The following is a 26,426-nucleotide window of genomic DNA, read 5'->3' as shown; positions in this document are numbered from 1 at the left end:
GGTTTCGTCGGCTGGCACATGACGATCATGTCACGGTGGCTCTCGGTGATCCTGAGCAGGACGCGGACTATCGGCCTTCCGGCGCCGGATCCGGCCGCAGGCGCCGGATGATGCCGCCTCGACGAACTATTCTGGAGGGATGGGTGCACTGTCTGATGCGAAGAAGGCGTACCGACTGCTGAAGCGGGCGCTCGCATCCCGCACGGCCGTGCAGCGCGTGCGGCGACGGCTCTCCGAACGCGAACCGCTGCCGACCGAGCACTTCCAGGTGGCGGTGTATTTCGCCGACGGCGCCGTGAACATGTACCAGATGCGCCAGTGGTACCGCCCGCTCGCCGAGCTCTCGAAGCGGTGGCCCGTCGTCGTGCTCTCGCGACAGGCGACCGGTACAGAGAGGCTGCTGGACGAGGATTCCCCTCCGGTCGCATTCGTGCCGAAGGTCCGCGACCTGGAACGGTTCATCGCGACGCAGGACATCCGCGTGGTGCTGTACGTGAATCAGAACACCCGCAACTTCCAGATGTTCCGCTACGGCCGGCGGTGGCACGTGTTCATCAACCACGGCGAGTCCGACAAGATGTACATGACCACGAATCAGTACAAGGCGTACGACTACGCCTTCGTGGCCGGTCAGGCTGCCCGCGACCGGCTGTCGCGCACGCTGTGGGACTACGACGTGGATCGCCGCACCATCGAGATCGGCCGGCCCCAGGCGGATCACTACTCGGGAACGCTGCCCTTCGTGCCGGATGAGCGGACCGTCGTGCTCTACGCGCCCACGTGGGAGGGGGATCGGCCCAGTGCCCACTACGGTTCGATCGCGACCCACGGCGAGGCGCTCGTGACACGGCTGCTGGCGACCGGTGCACATCGGGTGATCTACCGTCCGCATCCGCGCAGCGGAGTCGTCGACGAGGCGTACGGCGCCGCCCACCGGCGCATCATCGCGGCGATCAACGCCGCGAACGCCGCCGACCCGACCGCCCAGCACGTGTACGACCACGCGCCGGAACTCGGCTGGCAGCTGACGGCGGCCGACGTCGCCGTCGTCGACATCTCCGCGATGGTCTACGACCGGCTCGCGGCGGGGAAGCCGCTGATGATCACCCGACCGACGGATGAGCGTGCCTCCATCGACACGCAGGGGTACCTGGCTGATTGCGAATGGCTGACGGCCGAGGCCGCGGACGACATCGTCGCAGAGGTCGAACGGGTGCGAGCCGATGAGGCAGCCATCGCTCGTCTGCGGATGTGGGTGCAGCACTACTTCGGTGACACGACGCCGGGCGTGGCCACCGAGAAGTTCCACGCTGCGGTCGACGGACTCATGCAGGAGTGGGAGCGCTGGCAGGCCCACGAGGTGGGGGCGATCCGCGAGGACGAGGACGACGACGACGAGGAAGTCGACGACGAGGAGGCATGACGGTGGAATTCCCGCTGGCGCAGACCACGGTCCCTCGCCTGGAGGCGCTGGCACGCACCGGGTCGACGAACGCTGATCTTCGTGCGCACGCGGGGGACGCTGTCGGGTGGCCGCATCTGTCGACGATCGTGACGCGCGACCAGACCGCAGGTCGCGGCCGTCTCGACCGCAGCTGGGTCGCCCCGGCGGGCAGCGCCTTGGCCGTCTCCGTGCTTCTGCGCACGTTGCCGGTCGATCCGGCAGCCCGAGGCTGGGTTCCGCTCGCCGCAGGTGCGGCGATGACCGAAGCGGTCGCGTCGCAATTGCCCGAGCACGACGTCAGGATGAAATGGCCGAACGACGTGCTGGTCGACGGGCGCAAGATCTGCGGCATCCTCGCTGAGGCGACCGCGGACACCGTGGTCGTCGGCGCCGGCGTGAACACGGCGATGACGACCGAGCAGCTTCCGGTGCCGACGGCCACCTCGTTCGCGGTGCTCGACGCCGACGTCGACGAGGACCGCCTCCTGGCCGACTATCTCTCCGCGCTGGATCGTCTGCTCTCGAGGCTCGTCTCGACGAGTGACGCGGGCAGCAGCGGGCTGCACGCGGCGGTGACCGACCGATGCGCGACGATCGGACAGTCGGTCCGCGTGTCTCTGCCGGCTGGTCGGATGCTGGAGGGCGTGGCCACAGCGCTCGATCCGGAGGGGCGCCTGCTGGTGGCCGTCGACGGTGAACAGCAGACGATCTCGGCGGGCGACGTCGTGCACGTCCGCCCCGCGGGATACTGACACGCCGTCGCCCAGACGACGATGTCGCAGATCACAGGCACAATGGTGGGGTGACCCAGCCTGTGACGCTCGGCGGGCGGCCCCTGATGCCGCCGCCCGGTACACCCTCGGAGGAGTTGCTGATCGCGCGCTTCCGGGGTCACGCGCGTCGGCTGTTCTGGTCGGCTCTGGTCCTCATCGCGACTTTCGGCGCGACAGCGTACTTCTATGGCAACCTGCCCGCCGGTCTCGAGGATTGGATGCTGCTCGCAGCGGCGGCCGTCGTGGTGCTCCTCGCGGTCGTCATCCCGTTCGTGGTCTGGTATTCACGGAGCACCACGGTCACCACCAGGCGCGTCATCGCCCACCACGGCATCGGCGCTCGCGGGCGTCGCGAGATGTCGCACGCGCGCGGCTACACGATCGCGGTTCGCCGTGGTCCGCTGCAGCGGCTGTGGGGTTCGGGGAACATCACTCTCTCGAACGGCGTCGATGCACCGCTCCGACTCGCGAACGTCCCGAACGTGACGCTCGTGCACGAGACGCTCGCCGACCAGATCGAGGTCGGGCAGATCCTGGCGCATCGCGACGCACAGGCCGGCGGAGACGAACAGTCCGCGTCGTGATTTCGTCGCACACTGCGTGCGGGAGCAGCGTCCGCTGACCCGGAGAGTGTCGAATCCGGCTGTCCCGGTGCGCGAGAATGGGACAGACGAATGGAGACGGCACATGGCGTTGCGTGTTGGTGTGATCGGCGGAGGACAGCTGGCCCGGATGATGATCGCGCCCGCGGTGGAGCTCGGTCTCGACCTGCGAGTGCTCGCAGAAGACGAAGGCATGTCCGCCGCGCTCGCGGCGACCGCGATCGGTGACTACCGCGATCTCGACACGGTGCGCGCTTTCGCCGCGGATGTCGATGTCGTCACCTTCGACCACGAGCACGTGCCACAGGAGGTCCTGCGGGCACTCGTCGCCGACGGCGTCGTCGTCCACCCGGGGCCTGACGCCCTGCAGTTCGCCCAGGACAAGCTCGTCATGCGCGCACGTCTCGCCGAACTCGGCGTGCCGCAGCCGGACTGGGCTCCCGTGCGGAGCACCGCCGAGCTGCAGGACTTCCTCGATGCGCATGCCGGCGCGGGCGTCGTGAAGACACCGCGCGGGGGATACGACGGGAAGGGCGTGCGGGTCGTGCGTGCAGCCTCCGAGGCGCGGGACTGGCTCGATGCGCTGGCCGGAGATGACGCGCTCCTCGTCGAAGAGCTCGTGCCCTTCGTGCGCGAACTCGCGCAGCAGGTGGCCCGTCGCCCGAGCGGGCAGATCGTCGCGTACCCCGTGGTGGAGACGGTGCAGCGCGATGGAGTGTGCGCCGAAGTCATCGCCCCTGCCCCCGCCGCCGCCGACCGCCTCGTGGAGGTCGCCGAGGAGATCGGCCGCACGATCGCGGAGGGACTCGGCGTCACGGGCATGCTCGCCGTGGAGCTGTTCGAGACCGACGACGAGCGAATCCTCGTCAACGAACTCGCGATGCGACCGCACAACAGCGGGCACTGGAGCCAGGACGGCGCCGTTACCGGACAGTTCGAGCAGCATCTGCGGGCGGTCGCCGATCTTCCGCTGGGAAGCACCGCGCCCCGCTCTGCCTGGTCCGTCATGGTGAACATCCTCGGCGGTCCCGTGGAGGGCACGCTCGATGAGCGCTTCGCCGCGGCCATGGCCGAGCACCCGCAGGCGAAGATCCACACCTACGGCAAGGCTCCGCGACCCGGCCGGAAGGTCGGTCATGTGAACGTCGTCGACGATGACCTCGACGATGCCGTGTACGTGGCGCGGGCGGCTGCCGCGCACTTCGATTGAGCAGTGCCCGCTGTCGGCGCCATCACACCGGAGACATGCGCACGAAGAGGCGCGGCGTTCGGGGTTTCTCCCAGCGGCAGACCGTAGCCTGATCTGGTGACCGAGCCACTGCACTCCTCCGCCGCTCCTCTCGTCGGCGTCGTCATGGGATCCGACTCCGACTGGCGCGTGATGAGCGATGCGTCCGCCGCTCTGACGGACTTCGGGATCCCGCACGAGGTCGAGGTCGTCTCGGCGCATCGCACCCCCGACAAGCTCATGTCGTACGCTCGTGACGCGCGGTCTCGGGGAGTCCGCGTCATCATCGCGGGCGCCGGGGGAGCTGCGCACCTTCCGGGTATGCTCGCCTCGATGACCCCGCTTCCCGTCGTGGGCGTCCCCGTGCCGCTCGCCTACCTCGACGGCATGGACTCGCTGCTCTCGATCGTGCAGATGCCTGCCGGGATCCCGGTCGCCACGGTGTCCATCGGCGGCGCACGCAACGCGGGTCTCCTCGCCGCGCGGATCCTCGGAACGGCCGACCCCGACCTCGCCGACCGCGTCGAGGCGTACGCGCGCGAACTCGAGGCCCAGGTCGAGCAGAAGAACGAACGGCTGAAGGGGTCGCTGTGACCCTTGCGCCTCCGCGCGCATCAGGGCGCCCGCTGATCGAGACCCGGCCGCTGCGGCACCCGGATGTCTCCGATCAGGGCACCATGGCGAAGCGCGGCTGGTGGCTCGTCGCGATGAATGTCCTGCTGCCGGGCTCGGCTCAGGTGCTCGCCGGCAATCGTCGGCTCGGTCGCTTCGGTCTCGGCGCGACCCTCCTCGCCTGGTTCTTGGCCATCATCGCCGCCGGCCTCGCACTGTTCGCACGCCCTGTCCTGCTGTGGCTCACGATCGGCGGCGGGTTCTTCTCGGCCGCGATCCTGACGCTCGTGCAGGTGCTGCTCGTCGGATACGTCGTGCTCTGGATCGTGTTGACGTTCGATGCGCTCCGCCTCGTGCGCCTCGTGAAGGTTCCCGGGTTGTCGCGCTTGGCCATTCCCGTCGTCGCGCTCGTCCTGCTCGGTCTCGTCGGGGGTGGAGCTGCCTATGCGGCGACCGCGGTGGGCTCGGTGCGAAGCACGATCGGCTCGATCTTCGGGCAGAGCGGCCCGAGCGTGGAGCCGAGCGACGGCTATTACAACATCCTCCTGCTCGGCGCCGACAGCGGTGACGGACGCGACTCGATGCGGTTCGACAGCATCTCGGTCGTGTCGGTCAACGCCGACACCGGCGCCGTCACCATCACCGGCATCCCGCGCGAGCTCCCGAACGCGCCGTTCAGCGAGGGCAGCCCGATGCAGGAGCTGTATCCGAACGGCTTCGAAGGGCACAGCTCATCGTCGTGTGGCTGGAACGGCTGGATGAATCACGTGCGCAACGCGGCCGAGGTCTGCCGCGAAGACGGGGGAGCCGGGCTCTATCCCGACGCCGTCGCCCACGGCTCGGAGCCGGGTATCGAGGCGACCAAGGACGCGGCGGAAGGTGTTCTCGGCATCGAGATCCCGTACTACGTGTTCGTGGACATGCACGGTTTCGCCGAGCTCGTCGACGCCTTGGGTGGTGTCGAGATCGACGTGACCGAGCGCCTGCCGAAGGGCGGACCGCCCGAGGGCTGGTCGGGCACCGATGTGAACGAGTGGGCCATCGGCTGGATCGAGCCCGGGAAGCAGCGGATGGACGGGGACACCGCCCAGTGGTACGCCCGGTCCCGCTACACGACCAGCGACTGGGACCGCATGAAGCGTCAGCGCGAGCTCCAGGAGGCGATCCTCGCCCAGTTCACTCCGCAGACCGTGCTCACCCGATTCAACGAGGTGGCAGCGGCGGGCACGGCACTGATCAGTACCGATCTGCCCTCGGACAAGCTGCCGGAGTTCTTCGATCTGATGCTGAAGGCGAAGGAGCAGCCGGTGACGTCGATCGAGCTCACGCCCGACTTCGGTGTGGACGAGCACCAACCGGACTACGGCTTCATCCACGACCTGATCACACAGTCACTGCATCCGCCGACCCAGACCCCGGCACCCACTCCCTGAGCGCGAGTCCGCGTCGACCGGAAGGTCACGGGCGGTGCGACGTTCGTCCTCGCGGGCGCGTCAATGCCCACGGCCGTCCCCTCCCAGAAGGGGGCGTGCCGTGGGCTTCCGGTGGGTGCCACCGGATGCACCAGACGACGGTGATCGGAGGGGGAGGGATCACCGTCGTCCAGTCGACCACCGCGCGAGGCGGCAGCCGGACCTAGGCGCGCTTGCGGCGAGAAGCGCCGACCGCGACGAGAGCACCGCCGGCGACGAGCGCCGCAGCGCCGCCTCCGAGGACCCACGGCGAGACGCTTCCGCCGGTGAGGGCGAGTTCGAATCCGTCGCCCGTGAGCGGCATCTCGGCACCCGCCGGTGCGACCGCAGGATCGTGGTCGCACGTCGAAGCCGCATCGTGACCGTGCGCGACGGTGACCGTCGCGGTGTACGACCGCGAGCCGCCGAAGGAGACGGCGTAGGAGCCCTCTCCGTCAGACGGTGGGCGGAAGGTGAGCGTCAGGCCGCCGTCGGTCGCGGCGGTGTTGCCCGAGACGGCAGCGTTCCCCGCGTTGAGGCCGGAGACGGAGACGTTCACGTTCTCGGACGGCAGGAAGTAGCCCGGCCCGAACACGATGGTCGAGACTTCGCAGGTGTCGATGACCGGGTCGCCGACCTTGACGCCGGGAGGCGTCGTGTACGAGTCGGAGGACGCGGTCGGAACAGACGAAGGCGCAGCGGTTGCGACGGCGGGCGCCATGAGTACGAGCGCGCCGGCGGTGAGGCTGATGGCAGCCAGTTTTTTCAGCATGATTTCTCCCCAGAATTTCACGCGGAATCGCCTTCGGACACACCCCTGCGTCCGACTGCGTGGAGTCATCTTGCCCCCACGGCAAGATTGCAGACTCCAGATATTCCCCAGTGAGTCGACACTACCCTATCGAGCCCGGAATGTCACGATGCGCAGTTGAGCGGTTCGCGCGTGATCTCCGGAGCCTCGATGAGCGGCGTGTGTCGCACCTCGGTGAAACGTGCGCCGGCACCGATGCCCTCGAACTCGACCGTGATCGTCGTCGATTCCCCGGGCGCGAGGGACACCTCGTGCTGCACCACGGAACGGTCGCCGAGCATGGCAGTCTGCACGCCCTCTTTCTTGCCGTCCCTGTCGACGTGAGCGGGTGTCGCGCCTTCCGGTCCGTAGACCGCGATCAGCGTGCGCACCGTGCCGGCAGGGACGCCGTAGAAGCCGTCGGCCGTGACATAGGCGGGCAGCGACGTGGCCGCGTCCGCCGGGGCCGTGCTCGTCCACGTGATGCGCACCTGCGTGGTCGGGGCACCCTGGCACGTGCCGATCGAGGTCACGATGGATGCGCGGGTGTAGTAGTCCATCTTCCCGCCGGTGGTGTCATTCATCAGCACGCCGACATAGGTCGCGTCGTCGCTGTCCGTGGGGATCGTTCCGCCCAGTTCGGTGGCGGCGAGCACGGCCTCCTCTTCCGGATGTGCGCTCCAGATGCGGATACGACTCTCGTCCGCCGATGTCGCCAGCGCCCCGATGAGAGCCCGGGGATCGCCGCCGGACAGGGCGGCGCTGAACAGGCCGCCCGCCGCCTGGGCGAAGATCGCGTCCTGTGCGGCGGGGTCGGGGACGGCGGCGTAGATCTGCGACAGCAGGATGTCGGTCACGGTGTCCGCTGTGGCCGTGAAGGGGCCGAAGGAGAGATCTCCCGTGGCCTTCATGAGGTGCTCCGCGACGACCGCGTCCACGGCGATGACGCCGTCGACGGTGCCGCCGAACCGACCCGTCCACCGCGCCGCGATGATCTCGCCCGCTTCGGCGAAGTCCGGGATGGCGGTGATGTTCTGGAGGTAGCGCCCTGGGCGGTCCTCGAACAGGGCGATCGTGGACTCGCTGAGCGGCAGCGCGGTGTCCAGCGGCGGGAAGTCCCGCGTCGACGCCTGCCGCTGCAACGTTATCGTGCCGTTCTCGGCGTGGAGGAGAGCGATGGACCCGATGATCCCGCCAGAGGATCGCAACTCGGCGTTGTTCTGCATGGCCAGCACGTAATTGCGCGGGCCTTCGCCGCCGAGCATCGTCGGCAGCAGCACGGAGGCGCCGTGCAGGGCACCGACCGCCGTCGCCGCTCCGGTGACCGCGGATCGCAACTCGCCGACGGCATCGGCGAGGGGCGGGAGCGTCGCGTCCGCGTCGATCCGCTTGGCCTGCAGTTCGGCAGCCGTGAGCGCAGTGCTCGCCGTCTCGAGCGGTTCCTGGATCTCGGCGAAGGGGGCGAGATCGATCGTGCCGCCTGAGACGCCCAGGCCCGCCAGATCGAGTCCGTCGGCCACATCGAGCAGGGGGGTGAGCGCGTCCGTCGAGACGTCGTGCGCTATCTCCGCCATCTCACTCACCGCGCGGAAGTTGGGTCCCAGCCACGGCACAGCGCCGAAGGCCTGCCAGACGAAGTCGGAGGTGAGGTCGTCCGCCGATGCCGCGTTGCGCTCGATGCTCCCCGAGATCCGCTCCGCCTCGTCCAGATCCCCCTCGGCGATCGAAGCCTTCAGCTGCGTGGCGCCCGTGGCCACCTGCTGAAGATCGTTGACCGCGCCGATCCCGCGGACCGCCACCCAGCCGATCGCGATGAGCAGGATCGCCAGCAGAACGCCGACGGTCCACCCGATCCATCGGCGCCGGACGGGAAGACGACCATCGCTCACCCGAGCATTCAAGCATGAACCGCTGGGGCGGCGGTGGGGAAAACTGTGGGAACGCTGACATTCGCGCGGCGCGGTCGGTGCGCTCCACGGGGGAGCGGTGCGGCGAGGATAGCCTGATCACATGGGTGCTCGGCTGCGTGTAGTTCTGGATCAGCTCGTGCATGTCGTCGACCCCGACCAGGCCTCCGCGTCCGTCGATCTCGCCCGCGGCCTGATCGCCACGGCGCCCTCGGGGTGCGCGGTGGACGCCATCGTGCCTGCCGGGGCCGAGGTGCCGATCGCCGGCGTCGGCGAGGTGCGGACCCTCGCGCTCGGGCGTCGCGAACTGGCCGCCTCCTGGCAGCTGGGGATCGCCCCGGGCGTCGGCGGGGGAATGATCCACTCGCCGACGCTGATGGCCCCGCTCGTGCGTCATGATCGCGTGCACGACAACGACCAGACCACCGTCACACTGTGGGACCTGCGCGCGTGGGATGCGCCGGAGGAACTGCCCAAGACCGTCGTCGGCTGGCAGCGTGGGATGCTGCGACGTGCGGTGAAGCACGCCGACGCCGTGATCGTTCCCTCGCATGCGGTTGCCGAGAGACTGTCGGAACTCGCGCGCCTCGGCGACCGCGTCCGCGTGGTCGCGGGCGCTCCGCCGCACGGGTTCGCAGCGCCGGCGGACGCCGCCGAGCGCCGCGCGGCATTGTCGTTGCCCGCGCAGTACGTGGTGTTGGCGGGGTGCGTTGCTGATCTGCAGGAGGGTTTCCGCGGCGCCGTCGCAGCGGGGATCGATGCGGTCGTCGTGGGGGTTGCCGAGGGTGCGGAGCCCCGTTACGCCGAGCTCGCCTCGGCCGCAGGGCTCCCCGAGCGCCGTGCGCACATCAGGGGTGCCCTGGACCCCGCAGACCGCGCAGCGGTGCTGGCGGGGGCGTCGGTGTTCGCCGCAACCGGTGGGTCCGCCGGCTGGCCGTGGCGAGCGGTCGAGGCGATGGCTCTCGGAATCCCCGTCGTCGCGGTCGACAGCGGCTCGCATCGGGACGTGATCGCCGACGGCGGCATGCTGGTCGCCGCCGATGAGGTCGCGGACGCCATGGCTGAGGCGACCGATGCGGCGGCGGAGCGGCTGCGCGTCTTGGCTGCGGATCGATCCCGGGCCTTCTCCTGGGCGAGTTCGGCGGAACGGCTCTGGGGTTTGCACGCCGATCTCTGAGTGCTGGGAGCCACCTGCACATCGATGCGACACGCCGGTGTGGTGTGGCCAAAAAGGCGCAACAGTGGCATCATCCTGCAACTTCCGTCACACTGGTCACATGTCTCGACGTGCCCCACGCTCGCGAAACACCCTGAGGACCGCCCCACTCCTCACCTGTGTCCTCGCTGTCTCCGCCCTCATTCTCGGAACGGTCGTTCCCGCCGCCGCTGCACAGGCGACGGTCGCGTCGCCCGTGGCGACAGCCGCGAACGCCCCCGCCGCGCCCGTCGATTCGGGGGTCGTGAAGACCTCACTCGCGGGCTTCACCCCGGGCAACATCATCAGCGACGCCGTGTTCACCAACAAGAGCACGATGACCGAGGCGCAGATCCAGACGTTCTTCAACGGCAAGGTCGCGCGCTGCCTGGGCGGCCGCGACGAGAACAACGAGCCGATCGTCTGCCTCAAGGACTTCAAGATGACCACGGTCACTCGTCCCGCAGACGCCTATTGCTCCGGCTACAAGGGTGCCGCGAACGAGTCGGCCGCGCGCATCATCTATCGCGTCGCGCAGGCCTGCAACATCAACCCGCAGGTGCTGATCGTGATGCTGCAGAAGGAGCAGGGCCTCATCACGCACACGTGGCCGAGCGCCTGGCGCTATCGGATCGCGCTGGGACAGGGGTGCCCCGACACCGCACCGTGCGACCCGAACTACATCGGCTTCTTCCACCAGATCTACGGCGCCGCCCGCCAGATGCAGATCTACATGGAAGGCAAGTGGTTCCAGTGGTATGCACCGGGGAAGACCTGGAACATCCTGTACAACCCCAAGGCATCCTGCGGCTCCGCGCCGGTGTACGTCGCGAACAAGGCGACCTCGGCTCTCTACTACTACACGCCGTACCAGCCCAACGCGGCAGCTCTGCGCGCCGGCTACGGCGAGGGCGACGGCTGCTCGGCATACGGCAACCGCAACTTCTACAACTACTTCACCGACTGGTTCGGGTCGACGCAGAAGCCGTCGGTGCCGGCAGGGGCGCCGCCGACACTCGCCTCGGCCAACACCTCCCCGTATGTGCTGGCGACATCCGCCGACGGCACCGTCTGGGGCTACCCCTTCGCTCGTGGGGTCTGGGGCAAGGCGGTCTCGCTCTCCACCGGTCTGACGGACGTTTCATCGGTTCACCTCGTGGGCGACATGAACGGCGACGGCAACCGCGACATTCTCGCTGTCGGCAAAGACAAGCGCGCATGGTCTCTGCTGGGCGCGGGAGACAAAACTTTCTCCGCTCGCACCCAGATCGCCGTCGACTGGTCAGGGAGCGTCATGGTGACGCCCGCGGGAGACTTCGACGGTGACGGTGTTCCCGACATGTTCACCACCGACAAAGCCGGAGCCCTGCTGCTCTGGCGTGGCGACGACCGCGGGGGCTTCCGCGCACCGGTGACCGTCGGCTCGGGTTGGAACGGGATGAACATGCTCGTCGGCGGCTTCGACTTCAACGGAGACGGCCGGCCGGATCTCATCGGACGCGACTCCGGGGGACGACTCACGCTTTACACGGGGGACGGCCGCGGAAAATGGGGGGGATCGGTCCGGATCGGAACCGGCTGGCAGAACATGACCGCGATCATGAGTCCAGGCGATTTCGACGGGGACGGGCGTCCCGATCTGCTCGCACGCGACGCCGCCGGCGCATTGTGGCAGTATGCCGGCGACGGCCGAGGAGCCGTGAAGGCCGGCAAGAAGGTCGGGACCGGATGGCAGTCGATGGTCTCGATTCAGGGGCCGGGCGTTCCCGTGACGAAGGCTCGGCCCATGAAGCCCGGAGTCGGCGACGTCGACAACGACGGGAAGACGGACGTCGTCGCCACGGCAGCCGACGGCTCCGCGATTCTGTACACGGGGAGCGGAGCGGGCGGGTGGCTGAGCTCGCGGACGATCGCGAGCGGCTGGGGCGCGAAGGACAGGGTTCTGCCCCTGGGGGACTTCACCGGCGACGGCAAGCGTGACATCGGGCGCATCGACGAGTCCGGGCGGTTCCTCCTTCACAGCCAGGTGGGGGTCAACGGCGATTCGCAGCAGATCGGCCAGGGGTGGGCGGGTCTCGACCTCCTGATCGGGACGGTTGACTTCGACGGCGATCGGCTCCCCGACGTGCTCGCCCGCGACGCCTCGGGAAATCTCATCCTCTATTCCGGCAACGGCAAGGGGAGCTGGCTGGGTTCCCGCGTCGTCGGCAAGGGGTGGTCGAGCATGGATGCTGCCTTCTACGCCGGTGACTTCGACGGCGACGGCAAAGCGGGAGACATCATCGCGCGTCGGACGGATGGGACCCTGTGGCTGTACTCGCTCGCCGGCGACGGGACGTGGGGGGATTCGCGCCAGATCGGAAAGGGCTGGGGCGCCATGGCTCAGATCATCTCTCCCGGCGACTTCGACGGTGACGGAAAGATCGATGTCCTCGCACGCACAACTGCCGGTGAGCTCTTGCTCTACAGCGGCGACGGACGCGGCGGATGGCTGTCTTCGCGGGCCGTGGGCAAGGGCTGGGTATCGGTCGCGCCGATCGGGTGAGCACACAGGACACCGGCGAGGGTGTGGCATAGGATGGGGAAGTTCTGGGCGGCATCCGTCGCCGTCGCTGAATGAGTAGGCCTGTGACCGACACCCGAGATCTTTTCGCCACCGTCCCGCGTTCCGAATTCGACACACCCGGCAAGAGCCGCGGGCTGATCGACGTGGTGCGCTGGCGCTATCTGCTGAACCTGCTCGTGCGCACGGGCGTGACGACGCGCTACCGGAACTCGGTCCTCGGCTGGACATGGTCCTACGTGCGACCGGCGGCGCAGTTCCTCGTGTTCTGGGTCGTCCTGGGGCTGTTCATGAACCTCGACCGCGGCATCCCGAACTACGCGGTCTATCTGTTCTCGGGCATCGTCGTGATCAACCTCTTCTCCGAGGCGTTCAAGAACGCCACGACGTCGATCGTCGGGAACGCCGCCCTGGTGCGGAAGGTCTTCCTCCCGCGTCAACTGTTCGCCGTCTCCGCCGTCATCGTCGCGTTCGTGCATTTCCTTCCTCAGGTCGGTCTCTTGCTCGTGGTGTGCCTGTTCCTGGGCTGGGCTGTGCACATCTCCGTTCTGTCGGTGCTCGCCATCTTCGCCGGCATGATCATCGTGATCGTGTTCGCGCTCGGTCTGGGACTGTTCTTCGGCGCCATCAACGTGCGCTACCGCGACGCGGAGAACATCGTCGAACTGATGCTCCTCCTCGCCACATGGGCATCGCCGGTCCTCTATTCCTGGGTCATGGTGCAAGATGCGGTGGTGAAGACGCTCGGTTGGCCGCAGTGGCTCGTCGAGGTGTATCTCCTGAATCCCATCACGCAAGGCGTCGAGCTCTTCCACTACGCGTTCTGGCGCCCGGCGACCGAGGGAATGATCTCCGCAACCGGTTATGCCGGGCTGCAGATGGATGCGATGCCGCCGGGACTGGCCTGGAACACCCTCTGGACATTTCTCATCGCCGTCGGCACGCTCCTGATCGGTCAGCTGGTGTTCCGCCGCCTCGAAGGAAGATTCGCACAGGACCTATGAGTGCTCCGCAGACGCTCCGACCGAGCATCGTCATCGACGGCGTGAAGAAGCGCTTCACGCTCAACCATGCCTTCTCTCTCAAGGACACCGTCGTGTCCTGGATCAAGCGCCGCAAGCTGACGAGCGAGTTCGAGGCGCTCAAGGGTGTCGACATCGTGATCGGCGAGGGCGAATCGGTCGCCGTCCTCGGACTCAACGGCTCGGGGAAGTCGACTCTCCTCAAGCTCGTCTCCGGTGTGATGGAGCCCGATGAAGGAGAGGTCCTCACCCGAGGGCGGGTGGCCGGTCTGATCGAAGTCGGCGCCGGGTTCCACCCTGAGCTGTCCGGTCGCGAGAACGTGTTCCTCAATGCCGCGATCCTCGGAATGAAGCGGCACGAGATCGAGGCACGTTACGACGAGATCGTGGCCTTCAGTGAGATCGAGCAGTTCATCGACCAGGAGGTCAAGCACTACTCCTCGGGAATGTTCATGCGACTGGCCTTCTCAGTGGCCATCCACGTCGAGCTCGACGTGCTCCTGGTGGATGAGATCCTCTCCGTCGGTGACGCGCCGTTCCGCGAGAAGTGCCGCTTGAAATTCGAGGAGTTGATCGCGCAGGGGAAGACGCTCGTCGTCGTCAGCCACGACATGGAGATGGTGCGCCAGCTCTGCGCCCGAGGAGTGGTCATCAGCAAGGGTGAGGTCATCTACGACGGCGAGGTCGAAGGCGCGATCGCTCTGGTGGACGCGTGATGGCGGGGTGGATCGGGCAGGTGCCTGCCCTGCTCGTCGCGATCGCGATCATCGTGCTCCCCGGCCTTCCCGCTGCCCTCTGTCTCCGTGCGAGCGGACTCCAGCGCCTGGGCGCGGCGATCGCGCTCTCGCTCGCGATCGTCGCCACCGCGAGTGTCGTCGCGCCGGTGCTCGGCCTCGGGTGGTCTCCGCTGCCGGTCGCCATCGTCGCGTCGATCGTCACGGCCGTCGCGGCCGTGTTGCGCTGGACCGGCCGCCGGGTACCGCCGGTCGCACGCTCGCGCCGTCCCCTCGTCTGGGTCGCCCTGGGCGCGGCTTTCCTCGGATGGACCGCCATCCTCACGGTCGGGATCGTCGATCCCTCCCACCCCAGTCAGCTGTATGACGGCCTTTTCCATCTGAACGCCGTCGAGTTCATCATTCAGAACAGCGACGCATCGCCCCTGCACATGACGATGGTGACCCCGGGGGCGAGTACCGCCGTCTACCCCACGCTGTGGCACGCCGTGGTGGCACTCGTGGTCCCGGTTTCAGGCGGCGTCGTGGCGGCGACCAATATCGTCACGGTCGCCGTGATCGCCGTGATCTGGCCGGTCGCACTTGCATGCCTCGCGTCGATCGTGTTCCGGGCGCACCCCGCCGCGGCGTTCTGGGCGCCCCTGGTCGCCTTCGCGTTCAGCGTCTTCCCGCTCGGATTCCTGAACTGGGGCGTGCTGTACCCGAACCTCCTGGGCAACGTGCTGTTGCCCCTCTTCCTCGCTTTCGTGATCCGGGCGTTCTCGTCCGGCGACGGACCCGCGGGACGAACGCTCTGGATACTCACCGCTGCCGCCGCCGCCGGAGCATCCGCCGCTGCGCATCCGTCGTCTCTGCTCGCCGGCGTGGTACTCGTGGTGCCGTTCGTCGTGTGGCAGGCGCTGCGGCCGTGGCCGAACGCGTCACGGACCCGCCGTGTGCTCACCATCTCGGGGCTCCTCGTCGGATTCGCACTCCTCGTGATCATCTGGCTCGCGGCGAACGTCACGACCCACGAGTGGTTGCCCGGAGTGACGATGAGCCAGGCCCTCGGCGAGGTGGCATTCCTCAGCCCGGTCGGCCGCTCCACGGGCCTTCTGATCGGGTTGCTCGCCGCGATCGGAGTATGGCGCGTCGTGAAGGACCGCCAGTGGTGGGTGCTCTTCGCCTATGGCGTGAGCATCGCGTTCTATCTCGCAGCTGCCTGGCTGCCCCTGCTTTCCTTGCGGAGCCTGTTCGTGGGCGTCTGGTATGACGACACCACCCGGGTCGGCGCGCTGCTGGCGATGTGGGGCATCCCTCTCGCCGGACTCGGTGCGGCCGTGGTCGTGGCGTGGCTGCGCGCGCACTGGGCGGCCGGCTCCCGGGCGCTCGTGGTCGTCATCGCGGCGCTCCTCGTGCTCGGCGCGGCGACCCACCTTCGCCCGCTGGCCAATGATGTCTCGTACATGCGGAACTCGAGCTACTTCTTCACGTCGGACTCCCAGGGGCTGTCCTCTGACGAAGCCGCGCTCTTCGAGGACATCGCGGATCGGCTCGACGACGATGACATCGTGCTCGGCGACCCCCTCACCGGGGCGGGGCTGCTGTTCGCCTACACGGGCAACGACGTCGTGTTCCCGCATGTCACAGGTCGATATGGTGCGGATGCGGAACTGCTCGCACGCGACTTCGCAACCGGTGGCGCTGCTGTATGCGACGCGATCACCCGTCTCGGCGTCACGCACGTGCTCGACTTCGGAGACCGTCAGCTCTTCGAGAATCATTGGACGACGTTCGACGGGCTGCACCACCTCGGCGATTCGGACCTGCTGAGCGAAGTCGACCGGGTCGGCGACGCAGTCCTCTACGAAGTCACCGGTTGCGCGTAGGGCGCTGTTCCTCGTTCTCCGCGTCGAGCAGTGCGATCCTCCGTGCCAGCAGCGTGAGCTGGCGCTGGAGGGCCAGGTTCCTGCGGTACTGCGTGTAGACGAATGTCAGGAACATGACGACGAGCGCGTACAGCAGGAGATCCGTGCCGCGTCCCACGCCGATCAGCGAAGCGACCCAGGTGAGCCACTGCGGGAACAGCACGGACAGGATCGCGGCGACGATGAAGAGCATCATCAGAAGACGACGGATCGCGAGGTGGCTGTCCGCACCGGTGCGGCGCATCACGACCAGTCCGAGGACGATGATCGCGGCGATGAGGAGCAGTTGGATCCACATGGTCACCTCACCACCAGATCGACGAGGATGTTGACGGAATTGAGCACGCTCTGCCCCTTGCCCTTGGAATAGTCGGTGTAGAGCAGCTCCACCGGATGCTCGCGCCAGGGGAGACCCGTGCGTCCGAGCTCGAGGACGATCTCGGTGGCGTGCGCCATCCGATCCTGCTTGAGGTCGATCTTCTCCGCGGCATCGCGACGGATCACGCGGAGGCCGTTGTGGGCATCCGTGAGCTTCATGCCCGTGGTGAGATTCGTCACCCGGATCGCGGTCTTCAGCACGACCTTCTTGACCCATCCCGGGTCGGTACGGTCATCGAGGAATCGGGAACCGAAGACGATCGCGACGTCCTCTGAGCGGGCGAGCTCGAGCATCTCCATCGCATCCTCGATGCGGTGCTGCCCGTCGGCATCGAACGTGACGATGTACTCGCACGAACTGTGGGCGAGGGCATACTCGATCCCCGTCTGGAGTGCCGCGCCCTGTCCGAGGTTGACGGGATGCTTGACGAGGTGGGCTCCGGCATGCGCGGCGACGTCGGCGGAGCCATCTGTCGAACCGTCGTCGACGCAGACCACGTTGGGGAAGTGCGGCAGCAGGCTCGTGATGACGTCGCCGATGACGCTGGCCTCGTTGTAGAGCGGTATCACGATCCATGCGGTGCTGTCGGCCACGGAGCCGATCGGTATTTCGCTCATACATCCATTCTGACAGGGCCTGTCTGTGCTCTCGGCCATTCATCAGGTGTCGCGTCGTCTGCCGATAGACTCGATCGTGCGACTGCCATGTCACGGCGGCGCAGGAAGCGTGTGAAAGTGACTCAGTCTCCCCGGGTGCGGATCGTCGATTCCGCAGATGTCTCACCTGACGCCACGATCGGCGACGGCTCGTCCATCTGGCATCTTGCGCAGGTCCGCGAGCAGGCGCACCTCGGCGAGAACTGCATCGTCGGACGTGGCGCGTACATCGGAACCGGTGTCGTCATGGGCGACAACTGCAAGGTCCAGAACTACGCGCTCGTCTACGAGCCGGCCCGCCTGGGCGACGGCGTCTTCATCGGCCCGGCGGTCGTGCTCACGAACGACACCTACCCGCGCGCGATCAACGCCGATGGGACCATCAAGAGCGCACACGACTGGGAGCCTGTCGGCGTGACGATCGAGCGCGGAGCGGCCATCGGCGCACGCGCGACGTGCGTGGCCCCCGTGACCATCGGAGCGTGGGCGACGGTCGCTGCCGGCGCGGTGGTCGTCAAGGACGTTCCTGCTTTCGCGCTGGTCGCCGGCGTTCCCGCTCGACGCATCGGATGGGTGGGGGAGTCCGGTGTTCCTCTGGTCGCCGGCACCGACGACAAGACCTGGGTGTGCCCCTCCACGGGTGCCCACTACCTCGAAACCGACGGAACATTGACCAAGGAGATCGTGTGAGCGAATTCATTCCCCCCGCGAAGCCCATCATCGGAGACGAAGAGCGTGAGGCCGTCGACCGAGTCCTGCGCAGCGGCATGGTCGCTCAGGGACCCGAGGTCGCGGCGTTCGAGCAGGAGTTCTCGGCGCACTTCGTCCCCGGGCGTCCATCCGTCGCGGTGAACTCCGGTACTGCGGGCCTGCACCTCGGCCTGCTGGCGGCGGGCGTCGGCGCCGGCGATGAAGTCATCGTGCCGTCGTTCACCTTTGCTGCCACGGGGAACTCGGTCGCTCTCACCGGCGGTACACCGGTATTCGTCGACATCGAGCCCGAGACGTTCTCGCTCGACCCCGAGGCGGTCGCGGCTGCGATCACGCCGAAGACCAAAGGCATCCTGCCCGTGCACCTGTACGGCCACCCCGCGCGCATGCGGGAGCTGGAGGCACTGGCTGCTGAGCGCGGGGTCGCGCTGTACGAAGATGCGGCTCAGGCCCACGGTGCCTCACTCGACGGGCGACCGGTCGGGTCGTTCGGCGAGTTCGCGATGTTCAGTCTCTACCCGACGAAGAACATGACCAGCGGCGAGGGCGGCATGGTCACCACGGCGACCGACGAGATCGCCCGCCGGGTCAAGCTTCTGCGCAACCAGGGCATGGAGCGTCAGTACGAGAACGAGGTCATCGGCTTCAACGCCCGCATGACGGACATCCACGCCGCGATCGGACGTGTGCAGCTCACCAAGGTCGATGCCTGGACGAAGACCCGGCAGTCCAACGCCGCGTTCCTCGACGCCAACCTCGAGGGCGTCGTGGTTCCGCCGGTCGCAGACGGCGCCGTGCACGTCTACCACCAGTACACGATCCGCGTTCCCGAGGACCGCGACGGTTTCGTCGCCGCTCTCAAGAACGAGTACAACGTGGGCGCCGGAGTGTACTACCCGATCCCGAACCACCGTCTGCCATCACTGACGCATTTCGCACCGGGCCTCGATCTTCCCGAGACCGAGCGCGCCGCACGGGAGGTCGCCTCGCTCCCGGTGCACCCGTCGCTGAGCCGGGACGACCTCGAGCGCATCGTCGCTGCGGTGAACGCTGTCGCGAAGGCCGGCGCCTGATGGCGCTGCGTGCCGGCTTGCTCGGCGTTGGCATGATGGGGCGTCATCACGCCCGCGTGCTTCGTGAGATCGACGGCGTCGAACTCGTCGCGATCGCCGATCCGGGCGGAGACCCGCACGGAGTGGCGGGAGATCTCGACATCCTTCCCGACATCGAGGCGCTGATCGGCGTCGGCATCGATCTCGCCGTCGTCGCCGTGCCGACGCGATTCCATGAGGACGCGGCGCTCAAGCTCGCCGCAGCCGGTGTGCACACGCTGGTCGAGAAGCCGATCGCGCACAGCGTCGATGCGGGCCAGCGTATGGTCGAGGCCTTCGACGCGGCAGGGCTCGTCGGGGCCGTCGGTCACATCGAGCGCTTCAACCCGGCCGTGCAGGAGCTGCGTCGTCGCATCGCCGGGGGAGACCTCGGAGCCGTCTACCAGGTGGTCACCCGTCGCCAGGGCCCCTTCCCGTCGCGCATCGCCGACGTCGGGGTCGCGAAGGACCTGGCGTCGCACGACGTCGACCTCACTGCCTGGATCGTGCAGAGCGACTACGAACGCGTGTTCGCGCAGACCGCATTCAAGAGTGGCCGTGAGCACGAGGACATGATCACGATCACGGGTCGCACCGCTTCCGGCGTGATCGTGAACAACATCGTCAACTGGCTCAGCCCGATGAAGGAGCGGCTGACCGTCGTCACCGGAGAGAAGGGCGCCTTCGTCGCCGACACCTCCACCGGCGACCTCACCTTCTATGCCAACGGCACGATCCCCCTCGAATGGGAATCCGTGTCCTCCTTCCGCGGGGTCTCCGAAGGAGACGTCACGCGCTACGCGTTCGCCAAGCGCGAGCCGCTGCGCGTCGAGCATGAGGCCTTCCGCGATGCTGTGCTCGGGCACGAGACCGACGTCGTCACGATGGCCCAGGGCCTGCGCACACTCGCGGTGGTCGAGGGTGCCCTCGAGTCCGCGCGCACTGGCGCGGCGGTCGCGCTCTAGGTGATGCGTCTCACGATCGTCAGCCGGATCTTCGCGCCGGAGCCCAGCGCGGCGTCCTTCCGTCTGCGGGCGATCGCGGATGCCGCCGCCAGGGCGGGACACGGTGTCGACGTGATCACGTCGACACCGCCTGCGTCCCTGGCGGGGGCACCTGACGGGACCGATCCGCGCGTGCGGATCCGACGTGCCAGGGTGCTGCGCGACCGTGCGGGCTATGTGCGGGGGTACCTGCAGTACCTCAGCTTCGACGTCCCGCTGGTCGTCCGGGTGCTGCGGCGTCCGCGTCCGGGAGTGGTGCTGGTCGAACCGCCTCCGACGACCGGTGCGGTGATGCGCGTCATGTCGGCGATACTCCGACGTCCATACGTCTACTACGCCGCGGACATCTGGTCCGATGCGGCCGCCTTGACAGGCGCCTCGGGCGTCGTCGTCTCGGTCGTCCGCATGATGGAGAAGTTCTGCCTGCGTGGGGCCCGGCGGGTGCTCGCAGTGAGCGACGGAGTCGCGGAGCGGTTGCGCGAGCTCGGGGTGGAGCGCATAGAGACGATCGGCAACGGCACGGATCTCGCGGACTTCGCGGTCGACGGACCGGACATGGGGGTGCAGGCGCCCTACTTCGTGTACACGGGCACCGCATCTGAAGTGCACGGAGCCACGGTGTTCGCAGAGGCTTTCGCCGCCGTGCACCCGGAATATCCCGACGCCCAGCTCTTCTTCATCGGTCAGGGGACCGACTGGCCCGCGATCGCCGAGATCGCCGAGCGGCTGCCGACCGGTGCGATGTCGGTACTTCCCCGCACCGAGCCGAGTGAGGTCGCCCGGTGGCTTCGTGGAGCGCGAGCCGCTCTGGCCTCGGTCATCCCTGGCAAGGGCTACGACTTCGCCTTCCCGACCAAGATGTACGCAGCGCTCGCCTGCGGCACCCCGGTCGTGTATGCCGGTGTGGGACCTGGGCGAGACTTCGTACAGTCGACGGGCGAGGGCATGGCGGTTCCTTACGGGGTGGACGAGGTGGCGGCCGCCCTGCACCGCATCCTGTCCGACGACCACCCGCGCACGCCCGAGGAGCGCCACGCGGCGGCCCGGAAGGCCCGCGATGGCGCGGACATCGACGCGGTGGCGGAGCGCGCGGTCAGAGTGCTCGAATCCGTGGACGCAGGCGAACGTTGAGGTTGATGTGATGAGGTATTCGATGGTTCTGATCTCGGCGGGAGCAGCATGAAGCTCATCTGGAAGACTCTGCGGTCCATCGTTCCCCTGCTTCCGGCGCGGGCACAGCGGTTCCTGTGGATGTACGTGATCTCGACGAGCGCACTCGCGATCCTCGACGTCGCGGCGCTGATGCTGCTCGCGGTATCGGTCACCTCGATGGTGCAGCTGGACGACGTGACGCTCCCGGTGATCGGCACGATCACGAGCGACGGCTACATCTGGATCATCGCGACCGTCGCTATTCTCATCATCACCAAGTCAGCTCTCGCGGTGACGTTGCAGTGGTTCGCCACGCGCCGTTTCGCGACATTCGAGCTCGAAATCGGCGATCGGCTCTTCGACGCGTACATCCGCGCTCCGTGGACCGAGCGCCTCAAGCGCAACACCTCCCAGCTCGTGCGCCTGGCGGACGTCGGCATCGCGAACGTGACGTCGGGCTTCCTGCTCCCGGTGCTGGGGCTCCCGCAACTGCTGTGCACGTCGGCGGCGGTCATCCTCGTGCTCGTGGTGGCGAACCCCGTCACGGCGCTCGTCACGATGGTGTACCTCGGTTTCATCGCCCTCATCCTTTACTTCTGGATGTCGCGAAAGTCCGTCGAGGCCGGCCGTGTGAACCGGGACTACTCGTTCCGCGTGGCATCGCTCATGACCGACATGGTCGCGGCGCTCAAAGAGATCACGCTGCGCAACATGGCACCGGACGTGGCCAAGGTCGTGCACGACAACCGCATCCACACCACCAGGGCGCGCGCGAACCTCGGCTTCCTCGGCGCATTCCCTCGTTTCGTGCTCGACGCGGCCCTCATCGGCGGGTTCCTCCTCGTCGGTGGCGTCGCCTTCGTCATGGGCGGTGCCGCGCAGGCGATCTCCGCCGTCGCGGTCTTCGCCGTCGCGGGCTTCCGGCTCGTGCCTTCGCTCACCGGTTTCCAGGCTGTTCTCACGCAGGCCACCTCGAACGTGCCGCACGTCACGGCCGTGATCAGCGATATCGAGGCGGCAGAGGGCTACCTGGAGCGTGCCGAGCGCATCGGGCACGATCCGCTGTCGTCCGAGCCGCGCAGCCTCGTGCTCACCGATGTCGCCTTCACCTACCCGGGAAGCGAACACCCGGCGCTCAGCGGCGTGAACCTCACGCTCCCCATCGGCAGCACCCTCGCTCTCGTCGGTTCGTCGGGAGCTGGCAAGTCGACGCTCGTCGACCTCATCCTCGGGCTGCTGGAGCCGACCGAAGGCACGGTGCGCCTGGATGACCAGAACCTGCATGACGTCATGGCGGCGTGGCGCTCGAAGGTGGGCTACGTGCCGCAGGATGTCGCGCTGTTCGACGGGACGATCGCTCAGAACGTGGCACTCTCGTGGACGAGCGACTTCGATCGAGACCGTGTCGAGACCGCACTGCGCCGCGCCCAGCTCTGGGACATCATCAGCAAGCGGGCCGGTGGCATGGACGGCAGGGTCGGCGACCGCGGCATGTCCCTCTCCGGCGGGCAGCGTCAGCGTCTCGGCATCGCGCGGGCGCTCTACAGCGACCCGCTGGTGCTGGTTCTCGACGAGGCTACGAGCGCGCTTGACACCAAGACCGAAGCCGACGTGACCTCGGCGATCCAGGAGCTGCGCGGCGATGTGACGCTCATCTCGGTCGCCCACCGCCTCGCGACGATCCGCGACCACGACCAGATCTGCTACATGCGCGACGGCGGGATCGCGGCGACCGGAACTTTCGACGAGGTCATCGAAGCCATGCCCGACTTCGCCGTGCAGGCACGTCTCGCAGGACTCGTGCGGTGACAGCCCCCCTCCTCGACGTCGTGATCGCGGTGCACGCCACCACGCGTCCGATCGGTCGCGCTGTGTCATCGATCCTCAGCGACGGGGTGGACGACGTGCGGGTGACCGTGGTGTGTCACGGCGTCGACGTCGGCGAGATCGCTGCCGCTGCGGGGCGCCCGGAGGGGCCCACGCTCCGGTTCGTCGAGTACCGCGACGGCATTCCGAGCCCGGCGGGACCTTTCAATCACGGCATGCGGCTGGCCGAGGGAGCGTACGTCGCGATCATGGGGTCGGACGATTTCGCCGACCCCGGAGCTGTACGCGCCTGGAGCGACTACGTGCGCACGCAGCGACCCGACGTCGCCCTGATGCGGCTGCGTCGCCAGAACGGTCCCGTGCTGGCGAGCCCGCTGACACGCGTCGGGCGTGCGCGTGCTCTGGATGCCGTTCGCGACCGCCTGTTCTATCGCACGGCACCGCTGGCGCTCATCCGCCGGGACCTGCTGTCGGACCCCGCGCTCCTGCTCACGGAAGGTCTGCGCACCGGCGACGACATGGCGATGTCCGCCCGGTTGTGGGCGGACGGTGCGCGGATCGACGTGATGCACGAGGCCCCCTGTTACGTCATCGGCTCGGATGCGGGCGACCGCATCACCGAATCCAGGATGACCATCGGCGAGCAGCTCCGCGCGGTCGAGCTCCTCATCGAAGGCGATTGGTGGCGGGGTCTCCCTGATCGCGTGCGCACGTCGCTCGCGATCAAGATGCTCCGCGTGCATGTGCTCGACGCCCTCCTCGGACGCGCGACGACCGACGCGTGGACCCCCGAGGGCCGCGCCGACCTCGCGCGGATCGTCGACGCGATCGTCCGCGATGCGCCGCGCGCGCTGGTGCCGCTGTCCCGAGCGGACCACGCCCTGATCGAGGTCGCCCGGCACGCGAGCGCGGACGAACTCGTCGCGGCGATCGCGCGCCGTCGCACGGCGGGGCGACGGGAGACGATCCTGCCGCAACAGTGGTGGAAGGCATTCGACCGGGAGAGCACCCTCGTGCGGTTTCTGCTCTACCGGGTGAGACGAGGAGGAACCGAGCGTGGTTGATTCCACATCAGATGCAGGCGAGACCCCGACGGTCCTCGTGCTGTCGTTCTCGCCCATTCGTCGCGATGCGCGGGTGTTGAAGCAGGTGCGCCTGCTCGAGAACGACTACCGCGTGGTGACGTGCGGCTATGAGGCGGCGCCGAGCGATGACGTCGAGCACATCGAGATCCCCGCTGACGCCCGGGTCGACAACCCCTACGGACGCTTCGTGTCGCTGCGGCAGTATTCGCTCGCGTACTGGCGTCTCGCGGGAGTGCAGTGGGTGCGTGAGGCCCTCGCCGGCCGACGGTTCGACGTGATCATCGCGAACGACGTGCAGGCGGTGCCGATCGCCCTGGCCTTGCGCCCGCGCGACGGCGTGCTGGCCGACCTGCACGAGTACTGGCCGCGTCTGCACGAGGAGAATCGGGCGTGGATGCGCTGGATCTCGCCGTACTACCGCTGGATGTGCCGTAAGTACGTGCGGCGGGCCGACGCCGTCACGACGGTGAGCCCCGGTCTGGCGAAGGAGTACGAGCGCGAGTTCGGATTCGCGCCCGAGGTCGTCACGAACGCCACGCCGTTCGCGGATCTGCAGCCCTCATCGGTCGACGCACCGTTGCGCCTCGTTCACAGCGGAGCGGGCCTGCGCAATCGCGACCTCGGGCTGATGGTCGACGCGGTCAACCGTTCGACGGCAGACGTGACGCTCGACCTGTACCTCACGCCCAACCACCCGGACTACCTCGACGAGCTCCGGCGTCAGGCAGAGGAGTCGGGTCGCGCCCGACTCCGCGATGCGGTGCCCTACGACGAGCTGATCACGACGCTCAACGACTACGACGTGGGAGTGTTCGTGCTCCCGCCCGTCAACTTCAGCTACGCGCATGCGCTGCCGAACAAGTTCTTCGATTTCGTGCAGGCGCGTCTCGGTGTGATCGTCGGTCCGTCGCCGGAGCTCGCTCCCACGGTGGATCAGTACGGACTCGGCAGGGTCACCACAGGGTGGGGTGTGGAGGCGCTCGCGGCGACGATCGACGCGCTGACGCCCGAGGACGTGCGGGCGTTCAAGGTCAACGCCGCCCGCGCGGCCCACGAGCTCTCTGCCGAGGAGGCGGTCGGCCCATGGCTGCGCGCCGTGCAGCGTCTCGTCGCGGGTGATACCCGATGACGCAATCGCTCCTCATCCTGTCGTTCTCGGACATCTCTGCCGACGCCCGCGTTCTGAAGCAGGTCGCGGCGTTCCGCGACCGCTACGAGGTCACGACCTGCGGATACGGACCTGCCCCGGAGGGCGTAACCGATCACGTGCAGCTGCCGTCGGACCAGGAGGTCTGGCGATACTCGCGTGCGCTGCTGATCCTGCGGCAGTATGCGCGGGCATACCGGGAGAACGGTGCGGTGCGCGCCGCATCCGCCGCGCTCGACGGCCGTCGATTCGACATCGTGCTCGCGAACGACGTGGACGCCGTCCCGCTCGCCCTGAGCCTGCGTCCGCGCCAGGGGGTGCACGCCGACCTGCATGAGTTCGCTCCCGCGCAGAAGAGCGAGCTGTTGCGCTGGCGGCTTTTCGTGGCGCCGTTCATGTCGTGGATCTGCCGCACGTCCGTGACCCGAGCGACGAGCGTGACCACGGTCGCGCACGGGATCGCGCGCGAGTACCGTCGGCGGTTCGGCATCGCCGCGGGTGTGGTGACGAACGCCACCCCGTTCGCGGATCAGCCGCCGACCGAGGTGCATTCGCCGCTCGCGCTCGTGCACAGCGGCGCGTGCTTTCGCAACCGTCACCTCGACATCATGCTGGACGCCCTGGAGCTGACGCGAACGCCGGCCACTCTCGACCTGTACCTCACTCCCAACGACCCCGCCTACCTCGCGGAGCTGACCGACCGGGCACGGTCGCTGCCGAGCGTGCGAGTGCACGATCCGGTGCCGTACCGGGAACTGGTGCGTACGCTGCACGGGTACGACGTGGGGGTCTTCGTCCTTCCGCCGGTGAACGTCAACTATCGGTGGGCGCTGCCCAACAAGCTGTTCGACTTCGTACAGGCCCGTCTCGGTGTGGTCGTGGGGCCGAGCCCCGAGATGGCCGACCTGGTGCGCGAAGAGGGTTTCGGGCTGGTTGCGGACGACTTCACGGCTGTAGGGCTGGCGCGGGTGCTGGACACGCTGACCCCGGAGTCGGTTGCGGCGCTGAAGCAGCGCTCTGATGAGGTCGCGGTGCCGTTGTCGAGTGAGACCCAGGTGGCCCTCTGGGTCGCCGCGGTCGACCGCATCGCTTCAGGGGGATGAGCTCGAATCAGCGGGGGCCGGGTCCCGCGGGGGAGGATGCTAC

At 67.9% G+C, this 26,426-nt stretch carries 23 protein-coding genes; 19 read left to right on the top strand and 4 right to left on the bottom strand.

Going from position 1 to position 26,426, the window contains the following annotated elements; all coding sequences use genetic code 11:
- Positions 1 to 139 precede the first annotated feature (139 nt).
- The 6 genes from ACWGO6_RS03245 (at position 140) to ACWGO6_RS03220 (ending at position 6,092) form a co-directional block, all read left to right on the top strand.
- Positions 140 to 1,423, top strand: a complete 1,284-nt coding sequence (locus ACWGO6_RS03245; RefSeq protein WP_452325828.1) for a CDP-glycerol glycerophosphotransferase family protein — start codon at positions 140 to 142, stop codon at positions 1,421 to 1,423.
- Positions 1,420 to 2,196, top strand: a complete 777-nt coding sequence (locus tag ACWGO6_RS03240; protein WP_452325827.1) for a biotin--[acetyl-CoA-carboxylase] ligase — start codon at positions 1,420 to 1,422, stop codon at positions 2,194 to 2,196. The genes ACWGO6_RS03245 and ACWGO6_RS03240 overlap by 4 nt, the downstream gene beginning before the upstream one ends.
- Before the next feature lie 86 nt (positions 2,197 to 2,282).
- Complete coding sequence (locus tag ACWGO6_RS03235) at positions 2,283 to 2,801, top strand: PH domain-containing protein (RefSeq protein ID WP_452326103.1); 519 nt, start codon at positions 2,283 to 2,285, stop codon at positions 2,799 to 2,801.
- 103 nt (positions 2,802 to 2,904) lie between these two features.
- Positions 2,905 to 4,029, top strand: coding sequence for a 5-(carboxyamino)imidazole ribonucleotide synthase (locus ACWGO6_RS03230; RefSeq protein WP_452325826.1), 1,125 nt, complete (start codon positions 2,905 to 2,907; stop codon positions 4,027 to 4,029).
- Between the two features lie 144 nt (positions 4,030 to 4,173).
- Entirely contained in the window at positions 4,174 to 4,641 is a 468-nt protein-coding gene (gene purE, locus ACWGO6_RS03225; protein WP_136043664.1) for a 5-(carboxyamino)imidazole ribonucleotide mutase, read from the top strand.
- Positions 4,638 to 6,092, top strand: coding sequence for an LCP family protein (locus ACWGO6_RS03220; protein ID WP_136043607.1), 1,455 nt, complete (start codon positions 4,638 to 4,640; stop codon positions 6,090 to 6,092). Before purE ends, ACWGO6_RS03220 begins: the two co-directional genes overlap by 4 nt.
- 202 nt (positions 6,093 to 6,294) lie before the next feature.
- Here ACWGO6_RS03220 and ACWGO6_RS03215 read toward each other — a convergent pair whose 3' ends face one another.
- Together ACWGO6_RS03215 and ACWGO6_RS03210 are read right to left on the bottom strand one after the other, a co-directional pair.
- Complete coding sequence (locus ACWGO6_RS03215) at positions 6,295 to 6,882, bottom strand: hypothetical protein (protein ID WP_136043608.1); 588 nt, start codon at positions 6,880 to 6,882, stop codon at positions 6,295 to 6,297.
- 143 nt (positions 6,883 to 7,025) lie between these two features.
- Positions 7,026 to 8,789 carry a DUF4012 domain-containing protein gene (locus tag ACWGO6_RS03210; RefSeq protein WP_452325825.1) on the bottom strand — a complete coding sequence of 588 codons (1,764 nt, stop codon included), beginning with the start codon at positions 8,787 to 8,789 and terminating at the stop codon, positions 7,026 to 7,028.
- Between the two features lie 121 nt (positions 8,790 to 8,910).
- On the opposite strand from ACWGO6_RS03210, the gene ACWGO6_RS03205 reads away from it, so the two are divergent.
- From ACWGO6_RS03205 to ACWGO6_RS03185, 5 genes are all read left to right on the top strand, one after another.
- The gene (locus tag ACWGO6_RS03205; RefSeq protein WP_452325824.1) at positions 8,911 to 9,984 is read left to right on the top strand and encodes a glycosyltransferase; all 1,074 of its coding nucleotides are present in this window, start codon (positions 8,911 to 8,913) and stop codon (positions 9,982 to 9,984) included.
- A 100-nt stretch (positions 9,985 to 10,084) separates the two neighbouring features.
- On the top strand, positions 10,085 to 12,547 hold the full coding sequence (locus ACWGO6_RS03200) for an FG-GAP repeat domain-containing protein (protein ID WP_452325823.1): 2,463 nt from the start codon (positions 10,085 to 10,087) through the stop codon (positions 12,545 to 12,547).
- An 83-nt stretch (positions 12,548 to 12,630) separates the two neighbouring features.
- A complete protein-coding gene (locus tag ACWGO6_RS03195; protein ID WP_240745170.1) occupies positions 12,631 to 13,569 on the top strand; it encodes an ABC transporter permease in 939 nt (312 codons plus the stop codon).
- Positions 13,566 to 14,303 (top strand): ABC transporter ATP-binding protein, encoded by a 738-nt coding sequence (locus ACWGO6_RS03190; protein ID WP_136043613.1) that lies wholly within the window; start codon positions 13,566 to 13,568, stop codon positions 14,301 to 14,303. The genes ACWGO6_RS03195 and ACWGO6_RS03190 overlap by 4 nt, the downstream gene beginning before the upstream one ends.
- Entirely contained in the window at positions 14,303 to 16,189 is a 1,887-nt protein-coding gene (locus ACWGO6_RS03185) for a DUF6541 family protein (protein WP_452325822.1), read from the top strand. Before ACWGO6_RS03190 ends, ACWGO6_RS03185 begins: the two co-directional genes overlap by 1 nt.
- Here ACWGO6_RS03185 and ACWGO6_RS03180 read toward each other — a convergent pair.
- The gene (locus ACWGO6_RS03180) at positions 16,173 to 16,526 is read right to left on the bottom strand and encodes a DUF2304 domain-containing protein (RefSeq protein WP_136043665.1); all 354 of its coding nucleotides are present in this window, start codon (positions 16,524 to 16,526) and stop codon (positions 16,173 to 16,175) included. The two genes, ACWGO6_RS03185 and ACWGO6_RS03180, sit on opposite strands and share 17 nt — an antisense overlap.
- A gap of 2 nt (positions 16,527 to 16,528) precedes the next feature.
- Positions 16,529 to 17,224, bottom strand: a complete 696-nt coding sequence (locus tag ACWGO6_RS03175) for a glycosyltransferase family 2 protein (RefSeq protein ID WP_136043615.1) — start codon at positions 17,222 to 17,224, stop codon at positions 16,529 to 16,531.
- A gap of 117 nt (positions 17,225 to 17,341) precedes the next feature.
- Between ACWGO6_RS03175 and ACWGO6_RS03170 the strand changes: the two genes are divergently transcribed.
- The 8 genes from ACWGO6_RS03170 to ACWGO6_RS03135 are packed head-to-tail and all read left to right on the top strand — an operon-like array spanning position 17,342 to position 26,383.
- A complete protein-coding gene (locus ACWGO6_RS03170; RefSeq protein WP_240745171.1) occupies positions 17,342 to 17,953 on the top strand; it encodes an acyltransferase in 612 nt (203 codons plus the stop codon).
- Positions 17,950 to 19,047 (top strand): DegT/DnrJ/EryC1/StrS family aminotransferase, encoded by a 1,098-nt coding sequence (locus ACWGO6_RS03165; protein ID WP_136043617.1) that lies wholly within the window; start codon positions 17,950 to 17,952, stop codon positions 19,045 to 19,047. Before ACWGO6_RS03170 ends, ACWGO6_RS03165 begins: the two co-directional genes overlap by 4 nt.
- Positions 19,044 to 20,030, top strand: coding sequence for a Gfo/Idh/MocA family protein (locus ACWGO6_RS03160; RefSeq protein WP_205820429.1), 987 nt, complete (start codon positions 19,044 to 19,046; stop codon positions 20,028 to 20,030). Before ACWGO6_RS03165 ends, ACWGO6_RS03160 begins: the two co-directional genes overlap by 4 nt.
- 3 nt (positions 20,031 to 20,033) lie before the next feature.
- Positions 20,034 to 21,200: a glycosyltransferase family 4 protein gene (locus ACWGO6_RS03155; RefSeq protein ID WP_452325821.1), complete on the top strand. Its 1,167-nt coding sequence runs from the start codon at positions 20,034 to 20,036 to the stop codon at positions 21,198 to 21,200.
- Between the two features lie 48 nt (positions 21,201 to 21,248).
- Entirely contained in the window at positions 21,249 to 23,030 is a 1,782-nt protein-coding gene (locus ACWGO6_RS03150; RefSeq protein WP_136043620.1) for an ABC transporter ATP-binding protein, read from the top strand.
- Positions 23,027 to 24,112 carry a glycosyltransferase gene (locus ACWGO6_RS03145; RefSeq protein ID WP_168429552.1) on the top strand — a complete coding sequence of 362 codons (1,086 nt, stop codon included), beginning with the start codon at positions 23,027 to 23,029 and terminating at the stop codon, positions 24,110 to 24,112. Before ACWGO6_RS03150 ends, ACWGO6_RS03145 begins: the two co-directional genes overlap by 4 nt.
- Complete coding sequence (locus ACWGO6_RS03140; protein WP_452325820.1) at positions 24,105 to 25,262, top strand: glycosyltransferase; 1,158 nt, start codon at positions 24,105 to 24,107, stop codon at positions 25,260 to 25,262. Before ACWGO6_RS03145 ends, ACWGO6_RS03140 begins: the two co-directional genes overlap by 8 nt.
- A complete protein-coding gene (locus ACWGO6_RS03135) occupies positions 25,259 to 26,383 on the top strand; it encodes a glycosyltransferase family 4 protein (RefSeq protein WP_136043623.1) in 1,125 nt (374 codons plus the stop codon). Before ACWGO6_RS03140 ends, ACWGO6_RS03135 begins: the two co-directional genes overlap by 4 nt.
- Positions 26,384 to 26,426 lie beyond the last annotated feature (43 nt).

The sequence above is a fragment of the Microbacterium sp. NPDC055665 genome, from assembly GCF_053618035.1.
Note: the sequence above shows the minus strand (reverse complement) of the source record. Positions and strands in the feature narration are given on the sequence as shown.